Annotated in this window: 22 protein-coding genes and 3 pseudogenes; 12 read left to right on the forward strand and 13 right to left on the reverse strand. The window is 34.5% G+C overall.

Annotated features, from left to right (window positions below; genetic code table 11):
* Complete coding sequence (locus C1A06_RS02745; protein ID WP_101688699.1) at window positions 1-1,179, forward strand: endonuclease/exonuclease/phosphatase family protein; 1,179 nt, start codon at window positions 1-3, stop codon at window positions 1,177-1,179.
* Here the strand turns inward: C1A06_RS02745 and C1A06_RS02750 are convergent, their stop codons facing one another.
* The 5 genes from C1A06_RS02750 to hpt form a co-directional block, all read right to left on the reverse strand.
* Entirely contained in the window at window positions 1,180-1,935 is a 756-nt protein-coding gene (locus tag C1A06_RS02750; RefSeq protein ID WP_245871987.1) for a DUF3108 domain-containing protein, read from the reverse strand. It abuts the gene before it with no gap.
* 76 nt (window positions 1,936-2,011) lie between these two features.
* Window positions 2,012-4,036, reverse strand: coding sequence for an Ig-like domain-containing protein (locus tag C1A06_RS02755; RefSeq protein WP_159461375.1), 2,025 nt, complete (start codon window positions 4,034-4,036; stop codon window positions 2,012-2,014).
* Window positions 4,037-4,224: 188 nt separating this feature from the next.
* The gene (obgE, locus tag C1A06_RS02760) at window positions 4,225-5,397 is read right to left on the reverse strand and encodes a GTPase ObgE (protein ID WP_101688702.1); all 1,173 of its coding nucleotides are present in this window, start codon (window positions 5,395-5,397) and stop codon (window positions 4,225-4,227) included.
* A 27-nt stretch (window positions 5,398-5,424) separates the two neighbouring features.
* Window positions 5,425-6,003: an adenylate kinase gene (locus C1A06_RS02765; RefSeq protein WP_101688703.1), complete on the reverse strand. Its 579-nt coding sequence runs from the start codon at window positions 6,001-6,003 to the stop codon at window positions 5,425-5,427.
* Window positions 6,004-6,037: 34 nt separating this feature from the next.
* Complete coding sequence (gene hpt, locus C1A06_RS02770) at window positions 6,038-6,574, reverse strand: hypoxanthine phosphoribosyltransferase (protein ID WP_101688704.1); 537 nt, start codon at window positions 6,572-6,574, stop codon at window positions 6,038-6,040.
* A 433-nt stretch (window positions 6,575-7,007) separates the two neighbouring features.
* On the opposite strand from hpt, the gene C1A06_RS02775 reads away from it, so the two are divergent.
* Both C1A06_RS02775 and C1A06_RS02780 read left to right on the forward strand, forming a co-directional pair.
* Window positions 7,008-7,982, forward strand: coding sequence for a tyrosine-protein phosphatase (locus C1A06_RS02775; RefSeq protein ID WP_245871988.1), 975 nt, complete (start codon window positions 7,008-7,010; stop codon window positions 7,980-7,982).
* A gap of 44 nt (window positions 7,983-8,026) precedes the next feature.
* Window positions 8,027-9,685: an alkaline phosphatase gene (locus C1A06_RS02780; RefSeq protein WP_101688706.1), complete on the forward strand. Its 1,659-nt coding sequence runs from the start codon at window positions 8,027-8,029 to the stop codon at window positions 9,683-9,685.
* A gap of 89 nt (window positions 9,686-9,774) precedes the next feature.
* Here C1A06_RS02780 and C1A06_RS02785 read toward each other — a convergent pair whose 3' ends face one another.
* The 3 genes from C1A06_RS02785 to C1A06_RS02795 all read right to left on the reverse strand — a co-directional run bounded on the left by C1A06_RS02785 (window position 9,775) and on the right by C1A06_RS02795 (window position 11,311).
* On the reverse strand, window positions 9,775-10,368 hold the full coding sequence (locus C1A06_RS02785) for a hypothetical protein (protein WP_101688707.1): 594 nt from the start codon (window positions 10,366-10,368) through the stop codon (window positions 9,775-9,777).
* Window positions 10,369-10,379: 11 nt separating this feature from the next.
* Entirely contained in the window at window positions 10,380-10,868 is a 489-nt protein-coding gene (locus C1A06_RS02790) for a sigma-70 family RNA polymerase sigma factor (protein ID WP_101688708.1), read from the reverse strand.
* Between the two features lie 68 nt (window positions 10,869-10,936).
* Window positions 10,937-11,311: a hypothetical protein gene (locus tag C1A06_RS02795; protein WP_101688709.1), complete on the reverse strand. Its 375-nt coding sequence runs from the start codon at window positions 11,309-11,311 to the stop codon at window positions 10,937-10,939.
* 615 nt (window positions 11,312-11,926) lie between these two features.
* Here C1A06_RS02795 and sppA point away from each other — a divergent pair.
* The 7 genes and pseudogenes from sppA (at window position 11,927) to C1A06_RS02830 (ending at window position 20,837) form a co-directional block, all read left to right on the forward strand.
* Window positions 11,927-13,693 carry a signal peptide peptidase SppA gene (sppA, locus tag C1A06_RS02800; RefSeq protein WP_101688710.1) on the forward strand — a complete coding sequence of 589 codons (1,767 nt, stop codon included), beginning with the start codon at window positions 11,927-11,929 and terminating at the stop codon, window positions 13,691-13,693.
* Window positions 13,694-13,962: 269 nt separating this feature from the next.
* Entirely contained in the window at window positions 13,963-15,459 is a 1,497-nt protein-coding gene (locus C1A06_RS02805) for a catalase (protein ID WP_101688711.1), read from the forward strand.
* A 166-nt stretch (window positions 15,460-15,625) separates the two neighbouring features.
* Window positions 15,626-16,714, forward strand: a complete 1,089-nt coding sequence (lpxK, locus tag C1A06_RS02810; RefSeq protein ID WP_101688867.1) for a tetraacyldisaccharide 4'-kinase — start codon at window positions 15,626-15,628, stop codon at window positions 16,712-16,714.
* Window positions 16,686-17,501 (forward strand): purine-nucleoside phosphorylase, encoded by an 816-nt coding sequence (locus C1A06_RS02815; protein WP_101688712.1) that lies wholly within the window; start codon window positions 16,686-16,688, stop codon window positions 17,499-17,501. The genes lpxK and C1A06_RS02815 overlap by 29 nt, the downstream gene beginning before the upstream one ends.
* Window positions 17,502-17,705: 204 nt before the next feature.
* Window positions 17,706-19,283, forward strand: coding sequence for an MAC/perforin domain-containing protein (locus C1A06_RS02820; protein WP_101688713.1), 1,578 nt, complete (start codon window positions 17,706-17,708; stop codon window positions 19,281-19,283).
* A gap of 98 nt (window positions 19,284-19,381) precedes the next feature.
* The gene (locus C1A06_RS02825; protein WP_101688714.1) at window positions 19,382-20,443 is read left to right on the forward strand and encodes a CDP-glycerol glycerophosphotransferase family protein; all 1,062 of its coding nucleotides are present in this window, start codon (window positions 19,382-19,384) and stop codon (window positions 20,441-20,443) included.
* Between the two features lie 46 nt (window positions 20,444-20,489).
* Window positions 20,490-20,837, forward strand: a pseudogene (locus tag C1A06_RS02830) (DUF423 domain-containing protein).
* Between the two features lie 12 nt (window positions 20,838-20,849).
* Here the strand turns inward: C1A06_RS02830 and C1A06_RS02835 are convergent.
* A pseudogene (locus tag C1A06_RS02835) lies at window positions 20,850-20,993 on the reverse strand (YoaP domain-containing protein); the annotation flags it as partial.
* A gap of 461 nt (window positions 20,994-21,454) precedes the next feature.
* Between C1A06_RS02835 and C1A06_RS15285 the strand changes: the two are divergent.
* Together C1A06_RS15285 and C1A06_RS02840 are read left to right on the forward strand one after the other, a co-directional pair.
* Window positions 21,455-21,586: a hypothetical protein gene (locus C1A06_RS15285; RefSeq protein ID WP_281253915.1), complete on the forward strand. Its 132-nt coding sequence runs from the start codon at window positions 21,455-21,457 to the stop codon at window positions 21,584-21,586.
* A 24-nt stretch (window positions 21,587-21,610) separates the two neighbouring features.
* Window positions 21,611-22,051 carry a hypothetical protein gene (locus C1A06_RS02840; RefSeq protein ID WP_101688716.1) on the forward strand — a complete coding sequence of 147 codons (441 nt, stop codon included), beginning with the start codon at window positions 21,611-21,613 and terminating at the stop codon, window positions 22,049-22,051.
* A gap of 215 nt (window positions 22,052-22,266) precedes the next feature.
* Here the strand turns inward: C1A06_RS02840 and C1A06_RS02845 are convergent.
* The 4 genes and pseudogenes from C1A06_RS02845 to C1A06_RS02860 all read right to left on the reverse strand — a co-directional run.
* Window positions 22,267-22,857: pseudogene (locus C1A06_RS02845) on the reverse strand (GNAT family N-acetyltransferase); the annotation flags it as partial.
* Window positions 22,858-22,930: 73 nt separating this feature from the next.
* A complete protein-coding gene (gene lptB / locus C1A06_RS02850; RefSeq protein ID WP_101688718.1) occupies window positions 22,931-23,710 on the reverse strand; it encodes an LPS export ABC transporter ATP-binding protein in 780 nt (259 codons plus the stop codon).
* 8 nt (window positions 23,711-23,718) lie between these two features.
* Window positions 23,719-24,738 carry a branched-chain amino acid aminotransferase gene (locus C1A06_RS02855; RefSeq protein ID WP_101688719.1) on the reverse strand — a complete coding sequence of 340 codons (1,020 nt, stop codon included), beginning with the start codon at window positions 24,736-24,738 and terminating at the stop codon, window positions 23,719-23,721.
* A gap of 181 nt (window positions 24,739-24,919) precedes the next feature.
* A complete protein-coding gene (locus tag C1A06_RS02860; protein ID WP_101688720.1) occupies window positions 24,920-25,153 on the reverse strand; it encodes a putative signal transducing protein in 234 nt (77 codons plus the stop codon).
* Between the last annotated feature and the right edge of the window lie 44 nt (window positions 25,154-25,197).

A 25,197-nucleotide genomic window follows, 5' to 3' on the forward strand; every position in this document is an offset into this window, starting at 1 on the left:
ATGTCAATATTCAGGGAATTAACGATCATAGAAAAGATACATAAAGCTCGCCGCTTTATTGGACGAACTACTATCAATATACTTTTTGCTATCAATGTATTCTTTTTCATACTTCTGCTACTAGCTTTCATGGCTTGGTACGTAGAACCTGCAAAAAGCCTTATTCCAACCTACCTGGGACTTGGATTTATCATTCTATTTACTATCAACGTTGCTTTTCTAATCTTGTGGATTGTATTCTTGAAATGGAAATGGGCACTATTCTGCATCGTATCATTAGGCATATCGTGGGGAGGAATAACTGTATATTTCCCAATTCACCGAAAAGCGAAAACAATTCCCGAAGATTGCATTAAAATAATGACATACAATGTTATGGGATTCAATTGGGATCGCGATGAGCAAGCCCGTGATAAGCCTATATTCGAATACATTGCCAATTCGAATGCAGATATTATTTGCATGCAAGAGGTCGTAATCAATAATATTCCCTACGATACCACCGGAGTTATTTCTATTACCGAGATCGACAAAATTCTATCAGATTATCCTTACAGGTCGGTAGTTCGTTTCGGTAAGGCCGAAGGTATCTATTCCTTCGGAGTGGCTTGTTATTCGAAATTTCCGATCAAAAAGACCGAGGAAATTAAAATTGAAAGCGAATTTAACGGTGTAGCAATTTATAAGATAAAAATAAAGGATAAGTGGGTAAATCTGATAAACGTACATCTCGAATCGAATCGTATAACACCTGAAGACAAGCGTCTTTATAAGGACTTTGTAGGTTCGGGCGATTTCAACATGTTAGACACCGTTTCGCAAAATATACATCAACGTCTGGGATCTGCATATCTGAAACGTGCAAAAGAAGCTGAAATAGTTGCTCAAGTAATAGATTCACTCGGCAATCAACCAATAATACTTTGTGGCGATTTCAACGATACACCTATATCCTATGTCTATAAAACAATCAGAGGGGATAAATTAAGAGATTCGTATGCTGATACGGGCTTTGGACAAGGAATTTCGTACCACAAAGATATGTTTTGGTTCCGCATCGATTACATCATGCACAGCAAAGATATAAAAGCCTACAATGCAGATGTAGAGAAAGTTATTTTCTCAGACCACTACCCTCTTTTCAGCTATCTGCAATTCAGAGAAGAAAAAACCGACTGATTAATCCTTTATTGGATAACGATTGCCTTTATAATCCTTCAGCATAGCACGTGTTGAACCGTGTTTAAGCTTAGTATCTATCCGAACCGGCATACGGTTAAGATCGTTTGTAAGATAAACTTTCATCGATTCTTCCTTATTTGCAAAAGCATCGTCACTGATACTCAATACTAATTTAATACAATTGTATTTTTTTCCATTATTAGCTTTTATCTTCTCAGTGCCGGCATGCTCTATTTCCATGTTAACTTTTCGCTTGCCCGATAAAAATTCGATCTTTACAGCATCTCCTTTTTTCATTTTGGCATAATCCAAATTCCGTGCATATGGAACTATACTTACCATATCGTAAATACAGGTCTTGGATGTATGGTCCACATTAAAACGATCAGTACCGTCTTTCCAGCGCTTTGTATTGATTTTAATCTCGTTTGGCGAGTATTTGTATGTCGCAACTTCTTTAGTGTAATCTCCGCCCTCGTGAGCATGCTTTTGATATTTCAAAGGTCGAAGATCTTTTGTAAATATGCTCGATAAAGTATCACTTACATTGTAAACCTTGGAAGCAACACCTTCGGAATTGGCTATCAATGTAACTTTATAGGCACTTTTCAAATCAAATGTGACTGCTTGTGTACTTATTGTCGATATACCGGCACGGGAATTAAGTATCCCATACTTGAAATACAGATCATAAGTCAAGACTTCTCCTTCTTTGAAGGCTGTATTAGTATTAGAACATAATTGTGCAGACATATTTATGCTGCAAAGCATAATAGCAATTGTAAAAATTGCTGATAAATAACCTTTCACCATAATTTTGTAAGTCTAGTTAATATCTATAATTCGAGCCTCCCGAACCAATATTGTTATTGTTGTTGTAATTATAATCTCTGTCTCCGTAACGCGAGCTACCTCCGGTTCCTAAATTTTTACCTTCTTCGCGCATACGTCTTTCTTCTTCATCTTTTTGGCGGTCTCGTTCTTCCAGCTCTTGTTGTTTATTTTTCTTTGTCTCAGGTTTGTTTTTAGTAACCTCAAGAGGTTTCGTTGCATTCTTTTCAGAAACATCGATAGGCCAATTCTCATCATTTTGCCAGTTAGCACGAATAGTGAACTTCTTATCACAATAGAATACTAATTCGGGTTGCTTATTTTCGAAATAATTACCAGTATCCCATTTATAGTTATTGTTCGTATCGACTACCAGACGAGCAAAATATTCTCCCGGAATCACATTCTTGAAGAGAACCATTTCTCTTTTGACTCTGATTTTACGATAAGGTTTATCCGAGACGTCAACTAATTCGACATAAGCAGGCAAATCGCCTATACCAGGCAGTGCAATTGCTATCTCTCCGTACTGATCTTTTGTCTTTATACGGAATTTCTGAGAATATTTATTATTCCACAATCCCGAATAACCAATGAGGCTGGCCGAATCCAGCGATATTTGATATTCTTCGTCATAATTCCATCTGTATCGCAAAGAATATTTACGTGGATTGAGCGAATCTATAGTTATCATGAAATTATCTACTTCGGTGAAAGTAGTATCAATGAGTTTTTCCAGTTTAATTTTTTCTGCAAAATCAGTTATAAGAGGCTCGTCGAATTCGAAATTGATATCGGAATATATATCCCAAGAAGCCGATATGTCGCTTTGCATATTTAAGAAAACAATTTCAGGTTCTTCGTCGTCTTTCTTCTTCCTCTTTTTATCTTCTTTATCCTTCTTTCTGCCACGTTCAGCGAATTTTACTACTTCTGATATCCAATGATCCTGATTCAATGAGTCGGTCTGTAAATAGCTCATACGGAAAGACAATGTATCAATAGCTAGAATATCTTTGTCTTTTATCCAATAAGTAAGAGTATCGTTAGTGGCATAACGTTCTAGCACATACCAATCTTTATCGGCACTGAATGATAGTGGTTCCAGAATAGGCAATTCGGTTGGTGCACCAAAATGTACATACAGACGGTTTTCTTTACGATCTACATTTTGAAGGTATTTCCGTTTTACGTTCGATACAAATGCCCGTAAAACCAAATCATCAGGCATAAAACGTGTATAATTGACATCAACTATCGTATCGTAAATATTGAAACCTGTTTTTTTATCTTTCTTGAATACAGAATCTTGACGAACAGCAGGAACAGAATACGGCTCTACGATAGAATCCCAAAAAGCAACCGCTGATCCCATATTCAGATACATATATTTACGCGTATTGTCATCCAATGCAAATACACGATATCGTCCCTCTCCTACTCCACGAATTGTAAATTCTCCTTTTTCGTTAGTTTTCGATATACGCTCGAATTTTATTTTCGTAAAAGCTGTATCGTTAAGATTAGAATGAAGACCTACAAATATCCCTTTTAGAGGTTCTAAATCTTCAGCATTGACAACTCTCCCCGAAATAGCTAATGAGTCGATTTTATCACCTGTAGAAAACGAATATGAGAAGTTTTCGAGTATGTTACCTTCATTGTTATCGCGAATGGCATCCGTAAAGTCAATCGTATATGTTGTATTATCGAGCAAAGTATCCTGAAGTTCGACACGTACTTTACGATTAACTGAGCGAATGATCGGATTACGTTGCTGTGGCGGAGTAACGATTACTTTTTCACTTGGCTTATTTATAACAACATTCTCATCAAATTCCAATTCAATACGATTTTTTGTATAATTCGTTACATTAAATCCTGGGGATGATTTAACTACTTTTGGCGGATCCAAATCATAGGCTCCACCAGTAGGACTTGCCATATTAGCACAAGCTGCAATAAGCAGTATTGTAGCAGGTATTCCAAAAATTAATATATATCGTTTCAATAATTCTTTCATCACAGTCATATTTCGGCATTCAAGGAGCAAAAATACAATGTTTTGCCAACAAATAGAGCCGAAGGCTTATAAAATAGCTTAAAAAGTTTATGTTCATTCAATTAGACAAGGACCTACTTATCTAAAAACAAATAAAGATCAGTAGTACCATACTGATCTTTATTTATATTTTTAATATAGAAAATCTATTATTCTTCGTCTTCTAACCCTTCTTCGTAATAGAATTCAGGATCAAAATCTGGATCTTCTTCATCATCCCAATAATCATCGTCGTCATAATCATCTTCAGGAATATAGTCTTCTTCCTCAAATTCGACAGTTTTGATATCGAGATTGCGATGTGATATATCAAATGTTTTTTTGTATTCACCATCAGCATTCAACTCATTCCAAAGCAAATCTTTCAATTGCTGAAGATTTTGCTCGGCAATAGATGAAATAAAGATATGTGGTACATCAGGAAGATCAGCACTAAGCATTTCTTCTAACTCTTGATCTATTGTATCGGCTTTAGAAATAGCTAATACACGACGTTTATCAAGCAATTCGGGGTTATATTGACCCAACTCATTCAGCAAGATATTATACTCTTTCTTAATATCTTCTGTATCGGCCGGAACCATAAATAACAATAACGAGTTACGCTCGATATGTCGTAAAAATCGTAGTCCTAACCCTTTACCTTCACTTGCACCTTCAATGATACCTGGTATATCTGCAATAGCAAATGATTTGAAGTCGCGATAACTTACAATACCAAGATTTGGTTGCAAAGTAGTAAACGGATAATTAGCTATCTTAGGCTTAGCAGCCGTCATAACTGATAGCAAAGTAGATTTTCCTGCATTAGGGAAACCAACTAAACCAACGTCAGCTAATATTTTAAGCTCGAGAATAATGCGGCGTTCTTCGTAAGGTTCGCCCGGCTGTGCATAGCGAGGAGCCTGATTGGTAGAAGTCTTGAAATAAGTATTACCTTTTCCTCCACGACCACCTTTCAATAAAATTACTTCTTGTCCGTCTTCAGTTACATCGCAAAGATATTCACCTGTTTCGGCATCATATGCAACTGTTCCAAGCGGAACTTCAATTACTCTCGAGTCTCCACTCTTGCCTGACGATTTGCGACGCGAACCGCTTTCGCCATGCTCGGCCAAGATGTGACGCTCGTACTTAAGGTGAAGAAGTGTCCAATAATTGCGGTTAGCACGAAGTATAATATGGCCTCCGTCTCCTCCATCTCCTCCATCGGGACCTCCTTTCGGGATGTATTTTTCGCGACGGAAGTGAGTTGAGCCTCGCCCACCCTTTCCCGATCGACAATAAATCTTGACGTAGTCAATAAAATTCGAATCAGCCATATCTAAGTTTTCTTTCTTTTTTAAATTTTATTTTATCGAATCAATAGCTTTGGCTATTTTTTCAAATATTTCTTCTACTGTACCCATTCCATGAATAGCGTGCAATTTGCCCGATTTTTCGTAATGAGCTTTCAGTGGTGATGTTTGGTTGTTATAAACGTCCAAACGAGCTTTAATTGTTTCGTAGTTATCATCCGAACGACCTGAATCCTGACCGCGTTTGATAAGACGGTTGATCAATTCTTCTTCTTCAACATTAAGACTAACTACAGCCGAAACTTCTTCGCCACGTTCTTTTAGCATTGCGTCCAAAGCTTCTCCTTGCGGAATTGTACGTGGAAAACCGTCGAAAATAACACCTTTAGCACCAGCTTTGATTTTTTCGTCAAGCACGTTAGCTAACATACCGATAACTACATCATCCGGAACAAGTTGTCCTTTTGAGATATATCCTTCAGCCAATTTACCAAGATCGGTACCATTTTTCATTTCGTTACGAAGTACGTCCCCTGTTGAAATATGAGCTAGGTTATATTTTTTTATAAGGTTTTCACTTTGTGTACCTTTACCAGAACCTGGTGCTCCGAAAATAACAATGTTAAGCATGATTGAATATTTTTATTTATGTGGTTATTATATATTATTCTTTCAATTTATAAATATCTGCCAGATTACGTCCGTAACCATCATAGTCAAGTCCATATCCAACAATAAAATCAGATGGGATATTCAGTGCTACATAATCAACTTTGATATCATGTTGCAAAGCTTCAGGTTTGAAGAGTAGGGTAGAAACCAATAATTCTTTTGGATTCAATGCTTTGAATTGTTTTAGCAGTTGAACCATAGTATTACCTGTATCAATTATATCTTCAACAATTACAACTGTACGACCTTCGATGCTTTCATGCAAACCATAAAGCATTTTCACTTCACCAGTTGTAGCAGTACCACTATATGACGATGTGCGAACAAAAGAAATTTCGCATGGAATAGTAAGACGTTTCATCAGATCGGATGCGAACATGAATGATCCGTTCAGTACACAAACAAATAATGGATCTTTACCTTCCAGATCTTTATTCATTCGTTCGGCTACGATGTCTACTGCTTTCAGAATTTCAGCTTCGGGAATAAAGCTAGTAAATTCTTTATCTTTTATTTTGACTGTTTTCATCAGAATTTTAAATTATTGTAATAGGTTTGCAAAAGTACTATAAATAGCTCGAATATCGGTAATTATATATTATTAAATTGCAGTATTTACGTTTATATTTCTTTAAAATAAACAGAAACATAAATGTTTTAATATAAAATTAACCTTTAAAACGAATAGGCTATCTATTAGCATATTGACTGGTAACAAGAACTTAACAGCTGGAAACAAAGCCAAAGAACGATAGTATTCGAAACATAAAACTTATTTTTTAAAACAATTCAAAATATAACAAAAACAAAAGACTATAGTGTAAAATAATCAATAGATAAAATTTAATTACTTTTGCTGATAGACAAAATCTAGAAAGAAAATGAAATCAAGAATACACATATTAATTATTCATTCTGTTATTCTATTACTATTGTCATCATGTAATCAAACAAATAATAAAATGGAGTACTATTCTGGAAAAGATATGAGAAATATGGTTTTCATAGAAAGAGATAAACAAACCAAAGCCGTAAAACTTACAGTAAAAGAAGATTCTAATTGGAAATTATTCGCTGGAGATAAACCCGATAGTATAGATTTTTCAAAACCTTTACTGATAGGGGAGAAAGCAGGTATTTTTAATATAGAATCTAATAATAATACAAATCGCCAATACTTTATATTCAAGAACGATGAAGGAACTATTCTTCTGAGCGAAAGACATCTACCAATGGAAGGAGGATATAACTTCCGAGATCTGGGAGGATTCAAAACAAAAGAAGGAAAATATACCAAATGGGGTAAACTATTCAGATCTGACGATTTGAATCACTTGACCGAAAATGATTTGAATTATCTTGCTTCAATTCCTATGAATACGATCGTAGATTTCAGATCGGGACAAGAAATAGAAAAAGCTCCGGATAAGAATCCAGAATCGCTCAAGAAAAATATAAGTTTGAGCATCGAACCTGGAAATATATCAACATACGAACAATTGTTTTCGCTTTCTGAAAAAGAAATGGAGCAATTTATGATGAATCTAAATGTAAGCCTAGTTACTGATAGCACAATAATAAATAAATATAAAGAGTTTTTTGCACTTATACAGTCCGATAGCGATATTCCATTGATGTTTCACTGTTCGGCAGGAAAAGATCGTACAGGCATGGCTGCTGCTTTGATATTATATGCTTTAGGTGTTGACGAAAAAACTATAATTGACGATTATTTAGCATCGAATTATTATTTAGCTGATAAATATGCTCCGATGAAAAAACAATATCCTAACATGGCAGCTTTATTCGAAGTTAGACCTAACTATATAAAAGCAGGATTGGAACAAATTAAAAAAGACCATATTAGCATAGATAATTATCTGAAAAATGTGCTCGAAGTAGACGTAGATAAAATGAAACAAATGTATTTGTACTAATTCATTTCATAGACTAATCATTTTAAATTAAATCATATACAATCATGAAAAGAAAAATTTCAATGTTCTTTATTTGTATTTTGGCAACAAGCATCAGCTTTGCCCAATCTTACAAAAAAGAGGTACGCCCAACTAAAAATGTAATTTTAATGATTCCAGACGGATGTTCTATTGGAGTGGTATCTACTGCTCGCTGGTATCAGATATATAATAAATTGGGAGGGGAAAATCTAGCTATCGATCCTTATCTTTGCGGAACTGTAAAAACGCACTCGTCAAACGCTCCTATCGGCGATTCAGCCCCTACCACATCAGCTTATATGACAGGTATGCCACAGCAAACTGGCAATGTATCAATATATCCTCCTGCTGATCCCGAAAACGATCTTCTGTATGTTGATCCGGCAAAAGCATATCAACCATTGACAACAATACTTGAAGCTTCAAAAATTGAAAAGAAAAAAGCAACTGGATTGGTAGTTACAGCCGAATTTCCACATGCTACACCTGCCGATTGTTCGTCACATCACTACAAAAGAAGTAAATACAATCAGATTGGTTCGCAGATGGTATATCAAAATATGGATGTAGTTTTCGGAGGTGGTACTTCAATCATGACTGATGATATGATAAATCATCTTAAAAATACCGGTGTCGATTATATAACTGACGATTACAAAGCATTCATGTCTCACAACGGAAACAAACTATGGGCATTGTTCGGAAAGACAAGTATGCCATACGATATTGATCGCAATGCAAACGAAATTCCTTCAATAGCCCAAATGACTCAGAAAGCAATCGAAAAACTGTCAACAAACGAAAATGGTTTCTTCCTGATGGTAGAAGGCAGTCAAATAGACTGGGCAGCTCATGCTAATGATGCTTTTGGTATGGTAACTGAATATCTGGCTTTCGACAAAGCCGTTCAAGTAGCTATTGACTACGCTAAAAAGAATGGAGAAACTACTGTTATTGTTCTTCCCGATCATGGCAATAGCGGATTTACAATGGGTCGCAGATCATTGCCTGTAGGCTACGATAAAATGACTATAGATCAATTCTTGAAAGATTTCTCAAAATTTAAAAGAACAGCATCGGGAATGGAGACTATATTAAATGAAACTAGTATCGAAAATATCAAACCCGTATTCAAAGAATATACAGGTATAGAACTTACCGATGAAGAAGTAAATAATCTGAAAAGAGGTAAAGGTCATGAAGTAGATAATTATATGGAAGTAAGTAAAAGCTTAAATTTACGTTCTGAAATTATCAAAATAATGAACTCGCGTACATATTGGGGATTCACCTCGGGTGGTCACACCGGCGAAGAAGTATTTTTGGCTGCTTATCATCCAAAAGGAGACGTTCCGATGGGTATGAACACGAATATCGATATTTTCAAATATCTGTATAGCGTAAGTGGATTACAGACTCCTATAAATGAAATGACAGAGAAAATATTCGCAAAACATACCGATGTTTTCAAAGGCCAAGGAATTATTATTAACATCGATAAAAAAGATCCTGAATTTCCAGTATTAGTTGTCAAAAAAGGCAAGAAAACACTCGAAATTCCAGCTTATAAGTCTATTGCTTATTTGAATAAAACTCAATTCGATTTAGGTTCGGTAACTGTTTATGTTGACAAAAACGATACATTCTACCTACCTGCAGATCTGGCCGATAAATTGAACTAAAATATTCTTTTAGATATATAAAAATAGGGACTTTCACAAGCCCCTATTTTTTTTGTTTATTTTAATATAATAAATAACAACATGTTGCTTTATTTTTCTTCAAGTTCTTTTAGTTTTTCAAAACTCTCTAATATTGAATTAATACTAGCTTTATATATTCTTTTATATTCCCATACACACAATACTAATCCCATAATCACAACGCCAATTATTAAAGCCCATCTCCATACTTCCATATTATCATCTATAATAAGAGCAATAACTACAGATAAAATTAAAATAATAGCTCCTATATATCCATAAATAGAAGACTGTTTGAACGCTAATTTTAAAGAGCGAGTCAATCGTATATTTTCACTTATTTTTTTAGTAAAATCTATTTTTTGGAGTATCAAAACATTCCTGGTAGTTAATACAAACCCCATCACTAAAAAAATAATAGCTAAAATAAATATTATAGTTTTGTAAATGCCAAAATACATTGTAGTCAATCTACTAATAATCAAAATAATACCTACTAAACATAATATTAGTGCGAAATAATTATAGTTTATCAATAAACTCAAATATTTAGTAGATTTCGATTTCAAAGTTTCTCTGATAATATTATTATTCAGTATTTCCTGCTTGTTAAGCTTTTCGTCCATCATAGACCACATATTTTTCAATTCATCCATTTCCATAATTCAACGTTTTAACGATTCGACATTTCTTTAAGTTTGATTTTAGATCGCTTCAGTTTTGTGGCCACATTACATACAGTCAATCCCATTATATCAGCTATCTCCTGATACGTTTTTTCTTCGAGCCAAAGCAAAACAATAGCCTTTTCCACTGTCTTCAACCGATTAATCAATCGATACATTTCATTAATTTCTTCGGTCATATCCTTAAGATCGGGCAAAACTTCATTCAATCCGGCTACAGATATTCCTTTTGGCGTACGTTTTTCTTTACGAAGACCTGATATGCAAGTATTGAGTACTACTCTATAAATCCAAGTTGAAACACTACTTTCCCCACGAAATTTAGGATAACCTGTCCAAAGATTTATAACCGATTCTTGATAAAGATCAGCCAAAGGCAAATCATCAGAAGCATAGAAAGAACATACTTTATAAATCAACCTTTCATTTTGGCAGATTAATTCTATAAATTCTTTTTCTTGATCGACAGTATTCATGCTTATTACTATTGTTTTATCTATTAGTCGACAAGAATATGAAATAATGGCATTTCAGAAAGAAATTATTATAGAATGTTATAACTAGTCTTATTTTCTTTCAATAAAACAATTTCAGTAGGATTAAAGAAATGACAATTAAGCTGTATTTTACCTAGATATATTGAAACTGATGAACATAAATCATGTTTCCGATTCAAATAATCTATTGCAATCTGTTCATTAATCAAATTTTCACTTTTCTGAGCAAGTCCATTAAACCATTCTAACTTATAATTTTCGTTTACATGTCTTATCCATTTTCGCCAATCCGATTCAGAAATATTCAGTACATAAATATCCCTTAACGATCCATCGCTAAAATATATTTCGCGCTTAAGCTTTTTCCATCTGTATCGGTCATAAATTATCTTTCGAATATGAGATAAAAAAGCTATTTTCATTGTATCAGATTTTATATTTAATGGCTATATAATTTCCAAGTTCGATGAGTAGTTTCTGTTCTAATTCGACAATACAAAATTACGTATTTCACAACAAAAACCGAAATCAAGTTTTCATATGCTATTATTATTTATTTATTCAATTTTAAAAAAACTTATTGTAGTTATAATAGGCTGTTAATTGTGTTGATTAAATTTTTTATGTTTATTTGCTTTTTACGTTATTAAATTTCTATTGTCACTCAATAACATAGATATTAACAGTTTTAAAATAGCTATATTTCTGATTTTGACTGGAAATACAAACTTTATTAATTTGATGTTAATAACTATCAATGTTGAAAAATTCTTAATGAAGTATCTTTCAATTATTGTGAATAAGCCTGTGATAAATCAGGTATAAATTGCGTCTTATTAATTGTATTTATTTAAAATGAGATTTGGTTATAAATTGTAAGCGTATTTCAAAATTTATTTACCAAAAAGTATTGAATTATTATCAACAGTTTTTCAACACTTTATTAACAACGTTTGTATCTTTCTTTTTATTAGGATTGTACGAGTTTCGAAAAAATTAGATTTAAAAGATAAAACAATAATTTAAATATTTAAAGCATGAAAAAATTTCTGAAGTCAGTCTTTGCATCCATTATTGGATGTGGTATCGTTTTAGGTATATTTTTCTTTATTACTATCGTTTCTCTGGTAGCAATGTCTATGGGATCAGAACCTAAATTTAGTTTGAAAGATAATACGGTTTTCAAACTCGAATTAAACGGTGTTTTACAAGATAGAGTAATTGAAGAAAATCCGTTAATGGAATTAATTTTGGGAGAAAGTACAAATCAAATCGGACTTGATGATGTATTAGCTTCTATCAAAAAAGCAAAGGAAAATGATAAAATTAAAGGTATTTATATTAAAGTAGGTTCATTTTCAGCTTCTACTGCTTCCCTCAAAGAAATACGTGATGCATTGAAGGATTTCAAAGAAAGCGGAAAATTTATTATTTCATATGGTGATATTTATATGCAAGGAGCATATTATCTGTCATCGGTTGCCGATAAAGTTATTCTAAATAACAAAGGAATGCTTGATTTGCATGGTCTTTCTGTACAACCTACTTTCTACAAAGGTACTTTTGATAAATTAGGTATTGAAATGCAAGTATTCAAAGTAGGTACTTTCAAATCTGCGGTTGAGCCTTATATTCTAGATAAAATGAGTGATGCTAATCGTGAGCAGCTAACAGCTTATACAGGTGATGTATGGAATACTATTTTGAAAGATATTTCTGAATCTCGTAATATTTCGGTGGAAGAATTAAATAATCTTGCTGATCAAATGCCTCTATTCCAAACAGCAGAATTCAATATCGAAAAGAATCTTGCTGATACATTAATGTACGAAACTGATATCAATAAATATTTAATGAGTCTATTGAAAGTTGAAAAAGAAAAAGACGTTCGTATGGCTTCATTGAAAGATATGACTACTGTAGATTATGTAAAACCTAGCAAGGCAGAGGATGTGATTGCAGTACTTTATGCAGAAGGTTCTATTACTGATGGATCGGGTAAAGATGGTATTACTGACGGACGTTTTGTCAAAGAATTAGAGAAACTAAGAAAAGACGAAAAAGTAAAAGCAGTTGTTTTCCGTGTCAATTCGGGTGGAGGAAGTGCAAGTGCATCAGAAAGAATATGGAAGGCTGTAAGCGACTTGAAAGCTGAAAAACCAGTAGTAGTTTCTATGGGCGACTATGCAGCATCGGGAGGTTATTATATTTCATGTAATGCTTCAAAAATTATTGCACAGCCTAATACTCTGACTGGTTCTATTGGTATATTTGGTATGTTCCCTAACTTCAAAGGTTTATTAACTGACAAAGTTGGTTTAACTTTTGATGTTGTAAAAACAAATGAATTTGCCGATTTCGGTAATGGTATGCGTGCAATGAATGATAAGGAAAAGGCATTATTACAAGCTTATATCAATCAAGGTTATGATTTATTCCTTACACGTTGTGCCGATGGTCGTCAAGTAGCTAAAGATTCAATTGCTCAAATTGCAGAAGGCCGTGTTTGGACGGGTAATCAAGCTCTTGAAATTGGTTTGGTCGATGCTATAGGTGGTATTGATACAGCTATTGCTGAAGCAGCTAAATTGGCTGAATTGAAAGATTACAAATTAGCTAATTATCCAGCTAAAGTTGATTTCTTCGAAAGCTTATTGATGGATAAAAAAGAAAGTGTTTCAACACGTATTATGAAAGAATACTTAGGCGATGATTATGCTACTTTCTCTCAAATCAAAGAGATAAAAGATCAAAAGTTTAATGTTATTCAAGCACGTATTCCATATACAATAGCTATAGATTAAGCTAATTACATAATAATTTATCGAAAAGGGCAGACATTAAGTTTGCCCTTTTTTTAATGTAAAATTATTCTAAATTATTAGCTTATCTGATACCTATTTTTTATATTTAAAGAGCAATAATATGAAATATAAGAAATAGCCTAAATCTATTATATAACAATAATATTAATTTTGTATATAAGTTACCCTTTTAAATCATATCTTTATTCAAAATTAATTGCATCAGCAATAATAGAGTATACAATCATTATTAATAAAATATATACATTATGGAAGAAAACAAAAAGAAATTGACATCTGAGTCGGGTAGACCGATAGCTGATAATCAGAATTCGATGACAGCAGGTCCTCATGGTCCAACATTAATGCAAGATGTGTGGTTGACCGAGAAATTAGCTCATTTCAATCGTGAGCGTATCCCTGAAAGAGTTGTTCATGCTAAAGGATCGGGTGCATTCGGTACGTTGACTATCACAAACGATATTACTAAATACACAAAAGCATCTGTATTCTCGAAAGTAGGAAAACAGACTGAATTATTTATTCGTTTTTCTACTGTAGCCGGCGAAAAAGGTGCTGCTGATACTGAGCGCGATGTTCGCGGATTTGCTATGAAATTCTATACAGACGAAGGTAACTGGGATCTGGTAGGTAACAATACTCCAGTATTTTTTATCCGCGATGCTGTTAAATTCCCTGATTTCATTCATACACAAAAACGTGATCCAAAAACAAATCTTCGCAGTGCAACAGCTGCGTGGGATTTCTGGAGTTATTCGCCTGAAACTATTCACCAAGTAATGATTTTGATGAGCGATAGAGGTATTCCTCAAAACTATCGTCAAATGCATGGTTTTGGTAGTCATACTTACAGTTTTATAAACGATAAGAATGAACGTTTCTGGGTGAAATTTCATTTCAAAACAATGCAGGGTATTGCTAACTTTACAGATCAGGAAGCAGCCGAAATTGTAGCTAACGATCGTGAATACTCACAACGTGACCTATTCGAGCATATCGAAAAAGGCGATTTCCCTAAATGGAAACTTTGTGTGCAAATTATGCCTGAAGCCGAAGCTAAAACTTGCGGATTCAATGCATTCGATTTGACGAAAGTATGGAGCCAAAAAACATATCCTCTAATCGAAGTAGGTATCATGGAATTGAATAAAAATCCTGAAAACTATTTTGCAACAGTTGAGCAATCAGCTTTCAATCCGGGAAATATTGTTCCGGGAATCGGATTCTCGCCAGATAAAATGCTTCAAGGACGTCTGTTTGCTTATGCAGATGCTGCACGTTATCGTTTGGGTGTGAACTCAGGAAGTCTTCCTGTAAATGCTCCTAAATGCCCTATGCATAACTACCATCGTGATGGTGGAATGCGTTTTGATGACAATGGTGGCGGATCGGTAAACTATCAGCCAAACAGCTTTGGAGGTCCGGTTGATCATGCTGAATATAAAGAACCGGCATTGAAACTGGAAGGAGATGCTTATCACTACAATCATCGCGATGATAAAGATTATTACACTCAAGCAGGAGATTTGTATCGATTGATTCCGCAAGACGAAAAAGATCGCTTACATGGAAACGTTGCTCGCGCAATGGCAGGTGTTCCTGAAGAAATTCAAGTAAGAGGTATTGCACGTTTCTATCAAGCCGATCCAAAATGTGGTGAAGGTATAGCCAAAGAACTGAATATCGATATTAATAAAGTTCTGAAAGAAGTAGAAAAACAAAAAACGGATGATTATTTGAAATAACAAATAGCTTGTTTTGAAATATAAAGAGTTGCCTATTACGATATAGGTAACTCTTTTTCGTTAAAATAGAGCATAGCACAGAAAATAATTACTATTTTTATTGCAAACTACTAAATTGGGGTATAGTATCCCTATTTGTATTTTGATTTTTTAGAGTAATTAGATGATGCTAAATAAACCAACCGTTAAAATAAGAAAGTGGCTGTTACCTGTCTCTTGGGTATACGGCTCGGTTGTGTATTTGCGTAATAAGTTATTCGATTGGAAGATTTTGGAACAAAAAGAATACGATGTTCCGATTATCTGTGTAGGAAATATAACAGTAGGGGGTACTGGTAAAACACCTCATACGGAATATATAGTAAAGCTTTTGCTCGATAATGGTTATAGGGTAGCAGTTCTGAGCCGTGGCTATGGACGGAGTTCAAATGGATATATTCTAGCTGATGAAAATTCGACCAGTCGCAAAATAGGAGATGAGCCTTTTCAGATAAAACAGAAATTTCCCGAAATTCATTTGGCTGTAGATGGCGATCGACGCAGAGGTATAAAAAAGCTTTTGAAGTTGAAAAATCCGCCTCAGGTAATTGTCCTTGACGATGCATTTCAACATCGTTATGTGAAACCATCGCTGACTGTTTTACTGACGGACTACAATCGCCCTATGAATACTGATAAATTGCTTCCTGCAGGTAGTTTGCGCGAACCATTTGGTAATGCATATCGTGCCAGTATTATTATTGCTACAAAATGTCCAGATGAGATGCAGCCAATTCAGATTCGTATAATGACACATGACTTGGATTTGTTTCCTTATCAGACTTTGTTTTTTACGAATTTCAAATACGATAAATTGCGAGCTGTATTTCCGAATGAAAATAAAATACTGAATCTATCAGATCTGAGAGGTAAAACTGTCTTACTGGTTACAGGAATAGCTTCGCCTATGACGATAATACGTGAATTGAAAAAATACACGAATAAGATAGAAGAAATGACCTATCCCGATCACCACTCATTTGGTTCGAAGGATATAAAAGATATCAAATACCGCTTCGAAGCGATACCGACCGATAATAAAATTATTGTAGTGACCGAAAAGGATGCAGCGCGTCTGATCGGAAGAAAAGATATTGATCCCGGTTTGGCAAAAGCTATGTACAGTTTGCCTATCGAAGTTTCTTTTATAGAAAATAAGGAATTGTTTAATGATAAAATTTTAAATCATGTTAGAGAAAATTCAAGAAACAGCTGAATTCATTAAGAATAAGGTTGGAATAGTACCAAATATTGCAATTATTTTAGGTACTGGTTTGGGCGAATTGGCCAATGCTATCGACATCGATCAAGAGATCTCATATAAAGATATACCTAACTTTCCGGTATCTACAGTAGAAGGGCACAGCGGAAAACTTATCTTCGGGCAATTAGGAAACAAAAAAGTTATTGCTATGCAAGGACGTTTCCACTATTACGAAGGATACGATATGAAACAAGTAACATTTCCCGTACGCGTATTCAAAGCATTAGGAGTTGAATACCTATTCGTATCGAATGCTGCAGGAGGTATGAACAATACATTCGATATAGGCGATATTATGCTTATAGAAGATCATATCAATCTGTTCCCTGAACATCCGCTTCGAGGAAAGAACGACGAGCGTATGGGAGTTCGTTTCCCGGATATGAGCGAAGCTTATAACAAAGAATTGAGCAAAATGGCTATCGAAATAGCTAACGAAAACAATATCAAACTTCAGCGTGGTGTATACGTAGGAACATCTGGACCTACTTTCGAAACGCCAGCCGAATACAATTATTTCCGTATCATTGGTGGCGATGCTGTAGGTATGTCTACTGTTCCCGAAGTGATCGTTGCAAATCATGCTAAGATGAAAGTATTGGCTTTCTCTATCATTACCGATTTGGGTATCATTGGCAAGATTGTAGAAGTATCGCATGAAGAAGTACAGGAAGCTGCCAAGATAGCACAGCCTAAAATGGCATTTATCATCAAAGAAGTGATAAATCAATTGAAATAATACGACTTATTATAATTTGAATATAGAGGTTGTCTTAGAGAGCTAAGGCAACCTTTTTTATTAGTCTTACTGTCAAATTGTAAAATATATATCTTTTAATTAAAGGTTTATTTACTATATGTATTTGATTATACGATTTTTTTAATATATATTTGCATTTTAATTATTAAATTTAAATATTTTTAAAACCAAAGTGAAAGAAGTATGAAAAAATTATTTTACGTTTTATTATTAATTGGATTTTTTTCTTGTTCTCAAGATAGCATTATTGAGGATATTGCAGAAAATGTAGAGTTACCTACAACAAAGTCTGCTGGAGATGGTAAGTATGATGTTTTAGGTTATGGTTATGATATTACTGAACCATATGTAGGTGAAAACTCAGTCAAATTTAAAATTGTAGATGTTGAAGAACTATTAGAAAAAGAGAAGTCTAATCCTAAGGTATATTATCAGCCCTCTTCATCAACAGCTATATATGAAAGAGTATTTGTTGGAAGTGATGCTACTACTTATATTGAAAATATAATAACCAAAACAAATTTTAATGGTTCTGTTGCTAGTGAGGGTCTATTTGATGATTTGAAGAAAAATGATGCATCAACAAAGAAATCGTTGGAAGGTTTATTTTCTGCTTCTGTGAAATATGGAAGGGAACAAGAAAATAAATATTCATATTCGTCAAAATATGCTTTTGCTAACGCTGATGTTGTAAAGAAACAAAAAAGTTTTCTTATTGATACAGAATTAGAAATAATAAGAAAATATCTTACGCCTCAATTTTTAGACAAATTGGAAAACTTAACAGCAGCAAAAGCAGATCAAATAGTGAGAAACTATGGAACCCATTTAATGATGGATATTGAAATTGGTGGATTTTATAGAAATTACTTTAGGACTATTATTATTGAAGAGTCTTCTTCTACCAGAAAGAAAGAGATAGTTGAAGCTGGGGCTAAGTTTGGTCTGTCTAAAATTGGATTGAATCTTGGTATGGATTTATCTAAAGAAACTTTTAAACAAACAATTCTTAAAAACTCTTTATCAGATTCTCAAATTAGATGTTGGGGAGGTTCTACTCATGGTTCATCCTACAGTTTTACAACAGCAAATTTAGTAGATGCAAATTTTACAGTTAATAGTAATCCTGGAAAATGGGCAGAGACTGTAACAGATGTTAATTCAGTTTTAATTAATTTGAATTGGAATCGTACATATCCAATATATGAACTAGTGACAGATCCATCAAAAAAAGCTATGTTAAAAGCGGCTGTAGAACGTTATATCGATAGTAAGAAAATAGAAGTACTAGAAGTTGCACTATTATATCGATTACATAAAAAATCTAATAGCAATACATGGTTTACAACTTCATACACAGAGGCAAAAGAATATACTAAGAAAGGCTATTATTTTGACGGCGGCGAGCAAAAATCTATTCAAGGTTATGTATTTAAAAAACAATACCCAGGAACAGTACCATTATATCGATTACATAAAAAATCTAATAGCAATACATGGTTTACAACTTCATATACAGAGGCAAAAGAATATACTAAGAAAGGTTATTATTTTGACGGCGGCGAACAAAAATCTATTCAAGGTTATATCTTAAAAAATAAAGACTTAGGAACAGTACCATTATATCGCCTACATAAAAAATCTAATAGTAATACATGGCTTACAACTTCATACACAGAGGCAAAGGAATATACTAAACTAGGCTATTATTTTGATAATGGCGAACAAAAATCTGTCCAAGGATATGTTTTATGTAATTGATATTTTAGTTGAAAATATTACCTTTATGAAAGGTTGTCACTATACTTGTGACAACCTTTTTATATTATCTTTGTTATAGTTAAATAGGTAAACTAAGTATGAAGAGATATCTCTTTTTTGCATCGTTGAATTATTCATTTTCAATTTTACGCCCTTTACAAGACGAAATACGAAAAAGTGGTGGAGAAGTAGCTTGGTTTCTCGAACCTGAATGTGAAAATTGGCTCCGTGAGGATGAATTACAATTGCATACTATCAAAGATGTAATAGAATACAATCCGATTGCTGTATTCGCTCCTGGAAATCATATTTATGACTTTTTTCCTGGTATAAAAGTTCATGTTTCGCATGGTTATGCTCTCAACAAACGGGCTAATAAGAAAGACGACCATTTTACTATTCGTGGGTGGTTTGATATTTACTGCTCGCAAGGGCCAAGTACAACTTTACCTTATAAGGAAGAAGAGAAAAAATACGGAAGTTTCAAAGTATATGAAACTGGTTGGGTAAAAGTAGATCCTTTCTTTGACGGAACACCCGAAAAACCGCGAGAAAAACCGGTCATTCTCTATTCATCTACTTTTACTAAAGGCATAACATCAGTCTATGCGCTGTACGATACGATTCGTGAGATGATACAAACCAAACCTTGGGATTGGATTGTAACCTTTCATCCAAAATTTGATGATGAAGAAATGATAAACAAGTATAAGAATCTGACTACAGAATTCGATAACGTAAAATACCTGCCCGTCAACGAAGGTGCTGATACGTTCCGAGGTATAGATGTTATGTTGTGCGATAGTTCATCTATCATAATTGAAGCTGAATTGCTAGATAAGCCCGTTGTGACTTTCCGAAATACCAATCCGGGACCTCATTTGATAGATGTTCAGCATGAAGAAGAAGTTTGTCCAGCTATAGAAAAAGCATTAACCCGTCCTACCTATTTGATGAAAGCGATTGAAGAATATACTTTGTATCATGAATCTCATCGCGATGGACAAAATTCGGCTCGTGTTTTAGATGCTGTAGATGATTTTATCTTGAACTATCAAGGAAAGATTAAGAAAAAAAATCCCGGTTTAATACGCAAGCTCAAAATGCGTAAAAAAGCCGGATATTATCTATTTGGTCCAAAGTATTCACTGAAAAAATAAGTTTATCATGAAACAGTTTACATTGATTATTGCCAGTACCTATGGTATGCTTGCAATCATATTGGGTGCATTAGGTTCGCATGCCTTTAAGAAAATATTGAGTGCAGACAAGCTGGCAAGCTTCGAAATAGGTGTACGTTATCAAGTTTATCATGCCATAGTGTTGCTTGTATTGGGATTATTTCTTTCGTTTACAACACCTATCGAAAAATGGTAGGTTGCATGTCTGATGATCGGGACATTTCTATTCTCTTTCAGTATCTACTTTTTGTCGTTTGCTCAGCATTGGGGTATAAACTTACGTTTTCTCGGTCCGGTAACACCTCTTGGAGGATTGTTTATGATAGCAGGATGGGCTTTGCTGATAGTTTATTTTGTGAAGTATAAATTCTGAATCTAATAGCTTCTACTGCTTTAATACAACCTTATCGAATCTGCTATCCGTACAAGCACTGATATCGGTAGTGATGAATTTTCCGTTATAGAATAGGCTGAATATTGTAGCTGGAGTAGGGGGTTGCTGTGCTTGTTCCAAGTTTTCAAGTTTAAGTGCCTGTTTAAATTTGGTTCAACAATAATTTCGTAGATATTTTGACCATCTGTTTTGCAGCTTCAAAGGATGTTCCATAGTTTCTATATAACTTTCTGTCATTATCAAACCAAGCAAAGGTAGCTTCTATTCCCCAATTTGTTTTATAGCTTTTCGAAGAAATTTAAACTGATTATTAACATTAATTAATTATTGTACTGTTAACAATTGTTATTGCTTTGTAAGGTAAAAAAATGATATTGAATATCAGTATATTTAATGTTAATGAATAAAAAACATATTGTAAATAAATGCATGTAATTATTTGTTTTACCGTATTTTATGTTTTTTTTATTGCTGATAAATAGATAGATTTGAATTTCTGAAAGTCAATTATGAAATTGTGATTATTTCTGTAATATAGAAAAGTGTACACCTGATAAATAATACTATTATTAATCTATTTTAATCTAATTTGATTTATGAATAAAATTGTTGATGGTTATTCTTATACAACGGTGTCCGGTAGACCTAATGGTACATGGAACAGAGAGGTGGGATACGGATTGGTTGATGCGTATAATGCCGTATTGGAAGCTAAAAGACGCTTATAATTATTAATATAAATTGAGCAAATTATGAAAATTATTTTATCATCCATACTTATGTTGATTTGTTTGTGTGGTTGTGATAGCGAATCTAAGGATTTTGTTTATCAGGAATACGAATTACCAGGCATGACTGGTACGTTATTAGAATTAGATATTGAGACAGATAAGGCTGTACTAATTAATGATAAGGCTGAATTTCAAAGGGTTTTTTCCAATTTCCCCAATGCAAAGGCCGTTGATTTTAAACACTATACTTTATTGTTAGTCAAAGGTGTTTCCATTTCAGGGATAGCGGGGATTGAGAAAACAATTTCGATAACAGATAATAAATATATACTTACTATTTCTGTAAATAGAAATATTGCTACAGTCATGCAACCCTGGTATTTAGCTTATATTATTCATAAAACAACAAGCGAGGAAAATATCATTTTATCAGTTACGTATAATTTTATCAGTTACGTATAAATTTATCTAATATAAAAAAAATCTGGTACTGAAATAAGTTGGATTTATAAGAATATTCTAGAAGAGGCTATCTCAGTTTTTATTTTATTGAGACAGCCTCTTTTTTATGTCAAGGTAATATTCTTTTTTCTATCATGAAATATGTAAACAAACTGTTGTAAATTTAAACAGACTTTGATAATATTATGAGGAAGATTACGCTTCTCAGCAGTTTATTTCAACGAGATATGTACATGATATTCCGTAAATGGACATCGGTTTGAATAATAAACCGTAATACCTTCTTTTATAGCGCACTCGCTGCTCATTACACTTTCTTTGAATTTAGGATTTGCGACATCTTTATTAAATTTCAGTGCTACAAGACTGAATTCCGATGTTGTGTTGTCCACAATTTCGAATCCTTGACGAATAAGCCATTTTGTATCGCTCATAAAGTGAAATTTCTTTGTTCCCACAACAGTTACCAATCCCGACTTCCCCTGCGATTTAGCATCGTCTATTGCTGTTTGCAGCAATGCTTTCGCATATCCTTTTCCCTTATATTGTCCCGATACCCAAAAACATCCGATTGCTAAGTAATTAGGAGCATCAATTGGCATCCATGCATTCTCGGCAGGCACATATTCGATGAAAACTTTGGCACGTTCGTCCAATCGGCGAAATACATATCCTTTATCAAACTGAGTCTTTAGCCATTCTTTCTTCATATTATATCCTTCAGTGCATTTCTTGTCCGAAAATGCGCAGCAGATATGTTCTTTGTCAATATTTTCTTTGTCGAGTGTGATAAATTGTGTGTTCATGGATGTGTTGGATTTGTGTAATTCTGTCGTATAAAAAGAAAGAGGCAGTGTTGTTGACTGCCCCTTTTCTGTATTATTGATTTTCGAGATTTAGATAGTCGAAATTTCGTCGTTTGAGCTCGAAATCTTTACCCAGATACTTCTCGCGAACAACCTCGTTGTGTGCCAATTCTTCGGCAGAACCTTGAAACAATACTTTTCCTTCGAAAAGCAGGTAAGCACGGTCGGTAATACTCAGCGTCTCGTCTACATTGTGGTCGGTAATAAGAATACCGATGTTTTTGTATTTCAGTTTTGCTACGATTTCCTGAATATCCTGTACAGCAATAGGGTCGACACCGGCAAAGGGTTCGTCAAGCATGATAAATCTAGGGTTGATTGCCAGACAGCGTGCGATTTCCGAACGTCGGCGTTCACCTCCCGATAGGCGGTCCCCCAAGTTTTTACGTACTTTGTGTAAACCAAATTCATCGATCAGGCTTTCCAATTTTTCCTGCTGATATTCTTTCGTTGTATTAGTCATTTCCAATACAGCGCGAATATTGTCTTCAACGGTCATTTTACGGAAGATAGAGGCTTCCTGAGCCAGGTATCCGATTCCACTCTGAGCACGTTTATAGACCGGAAATTTGGTTATTTCCTGATCATCAAGAAAAATCTTGCCTTCATTGGGCATCACAAGTCCTACGGTCATGTAAAACGTTGTTGTTTTACCTGCTCCGTTTGGTCCCAGAAGCCCTACGATTTCGCCTTGTTTCACTTCTATGGAAACATGGTTTACAACCGTTCTTGCTTTATATTTCTTAACAAGGTTTTCGGTGCGAAGCACCATCTGTTTAGTTTCTTGCTCCATTCGTTTTATTAGTCGATAATAGTCACCCAGTTGTGCGTATCAGGTTCATCGCCCCATTGTATAGCACGCAACTTATTGTACAATTTAGTACTCCAAGGACCTGCATTACCATCTTTCGATATTTGATACGATTTATTTTCGTCGATGTCGTCAACACGAAGTATAGGGCTGATAACAGCAGCAGTTCCAACTTGTCCTGCCTCTTCGAACGTTGCCAATTCTTCTTCAGGAATAGGGCGGCGTTCTACTTTCATACCCAAATCTTCTGCCAATTGCATCAAGCTCTTGTTTGTTATCGAAGGAAGGATTGATCCTGAAAGCGGTGTAATATATGTATTGTCTTTGATTCCGTAGAAATTGGCAGGGCCGCATTCGTCAAGATATTTCTTTTCTTTAGCATCCAGATAAAGTACTGCCGAATATCCCATTTTTTTTGCTTTTTGGCCTGCAACCAAACTTGCAGCGTAGTTACCTCCTACTTTGATAGTACCCGTTCCTAGAGGAGCTGCACGGTCGTATCCGCGAAGTATTGCTACTGGTGTAGGTTTGAATCCTTCTTTGAAGTAAGGGCCTACGGGTGTAACGAAAACAATAAATGTATATTCTACTGCAGGACTAACACCTACCTGAGGGCTTGTACCTATAAGCAGGGGTCTGATGTACAGCGATGCGCCAGTTCCGTGTGGAGGAACGAAACGATCGTTTAGCTTAACACATTTGACGATAGCTTTTTCGAACAAATCGAGCGGAAGTTCTGCCATCATAATTCCACGACAAGAGTCTTGAAGACGTTTTGCGTTTTCTTCGAGTCGGAAAATACGTGTTTTGCCATCTGCTCCACGGAAAGCTTTCATGCCTTCGAACGCTTCTTGTCCGTAGTGCAAGCATGTTGCAGCCATGTGCAAACTTACTTCTTCCGAAGTTGTTTCTTGCGGTTCACTCCATTTACCGTCTTTGTAGTAACAGCGAACATTGTAGTCGGTTTTCATATAACCGAACGACAAATTTGACCAATCGATTTGATTCATAGCAATCTGATTTTTTCGTTAAGTTTAATATATACAAAGATATTATTTTTCATGTAACAGCTGTCGGTTGCATTCGAATTATATCTTTTAAAATAGTTAATGCATAATTTTTTATCCTCTAAATAGTGCTAGATAGAGTTGCAGGGAAATGAAGAATTGCTTTTTGTTTCGGCATTTTACTTCATTCGTAATCTTCAGCAGTGGAATACCCTCCTTGAATGAGAAGTTGACGAGCCAAATCGGCATCTTCTTCTGCTACTTGTAGTTTGGCTCCGCCAAAAGCACCAATGGGATAGATCTGATTTATATTTTCATCCTGAATAAAACACATTATTCCATTATCCTCAAGGTAAGGTTTTACTAAAGCTAATTCGTTGGGATATGTTCCTATTTTTACTGTAACCAATTTTGACATAAATGATTCATTTAAATGGTTGTTACTAAAATTACGAAAAAGAA

Source organism: Dysgonomonas massiliensis (assembly GCF_900240225.1).
Classification (GTDB): Bacteria; Bacteroidota; Bacteroidia; order Bacteroidales; family Dysgonomonadaceae; genus Dysgonomonas; species Dysgonomonas massiliensis.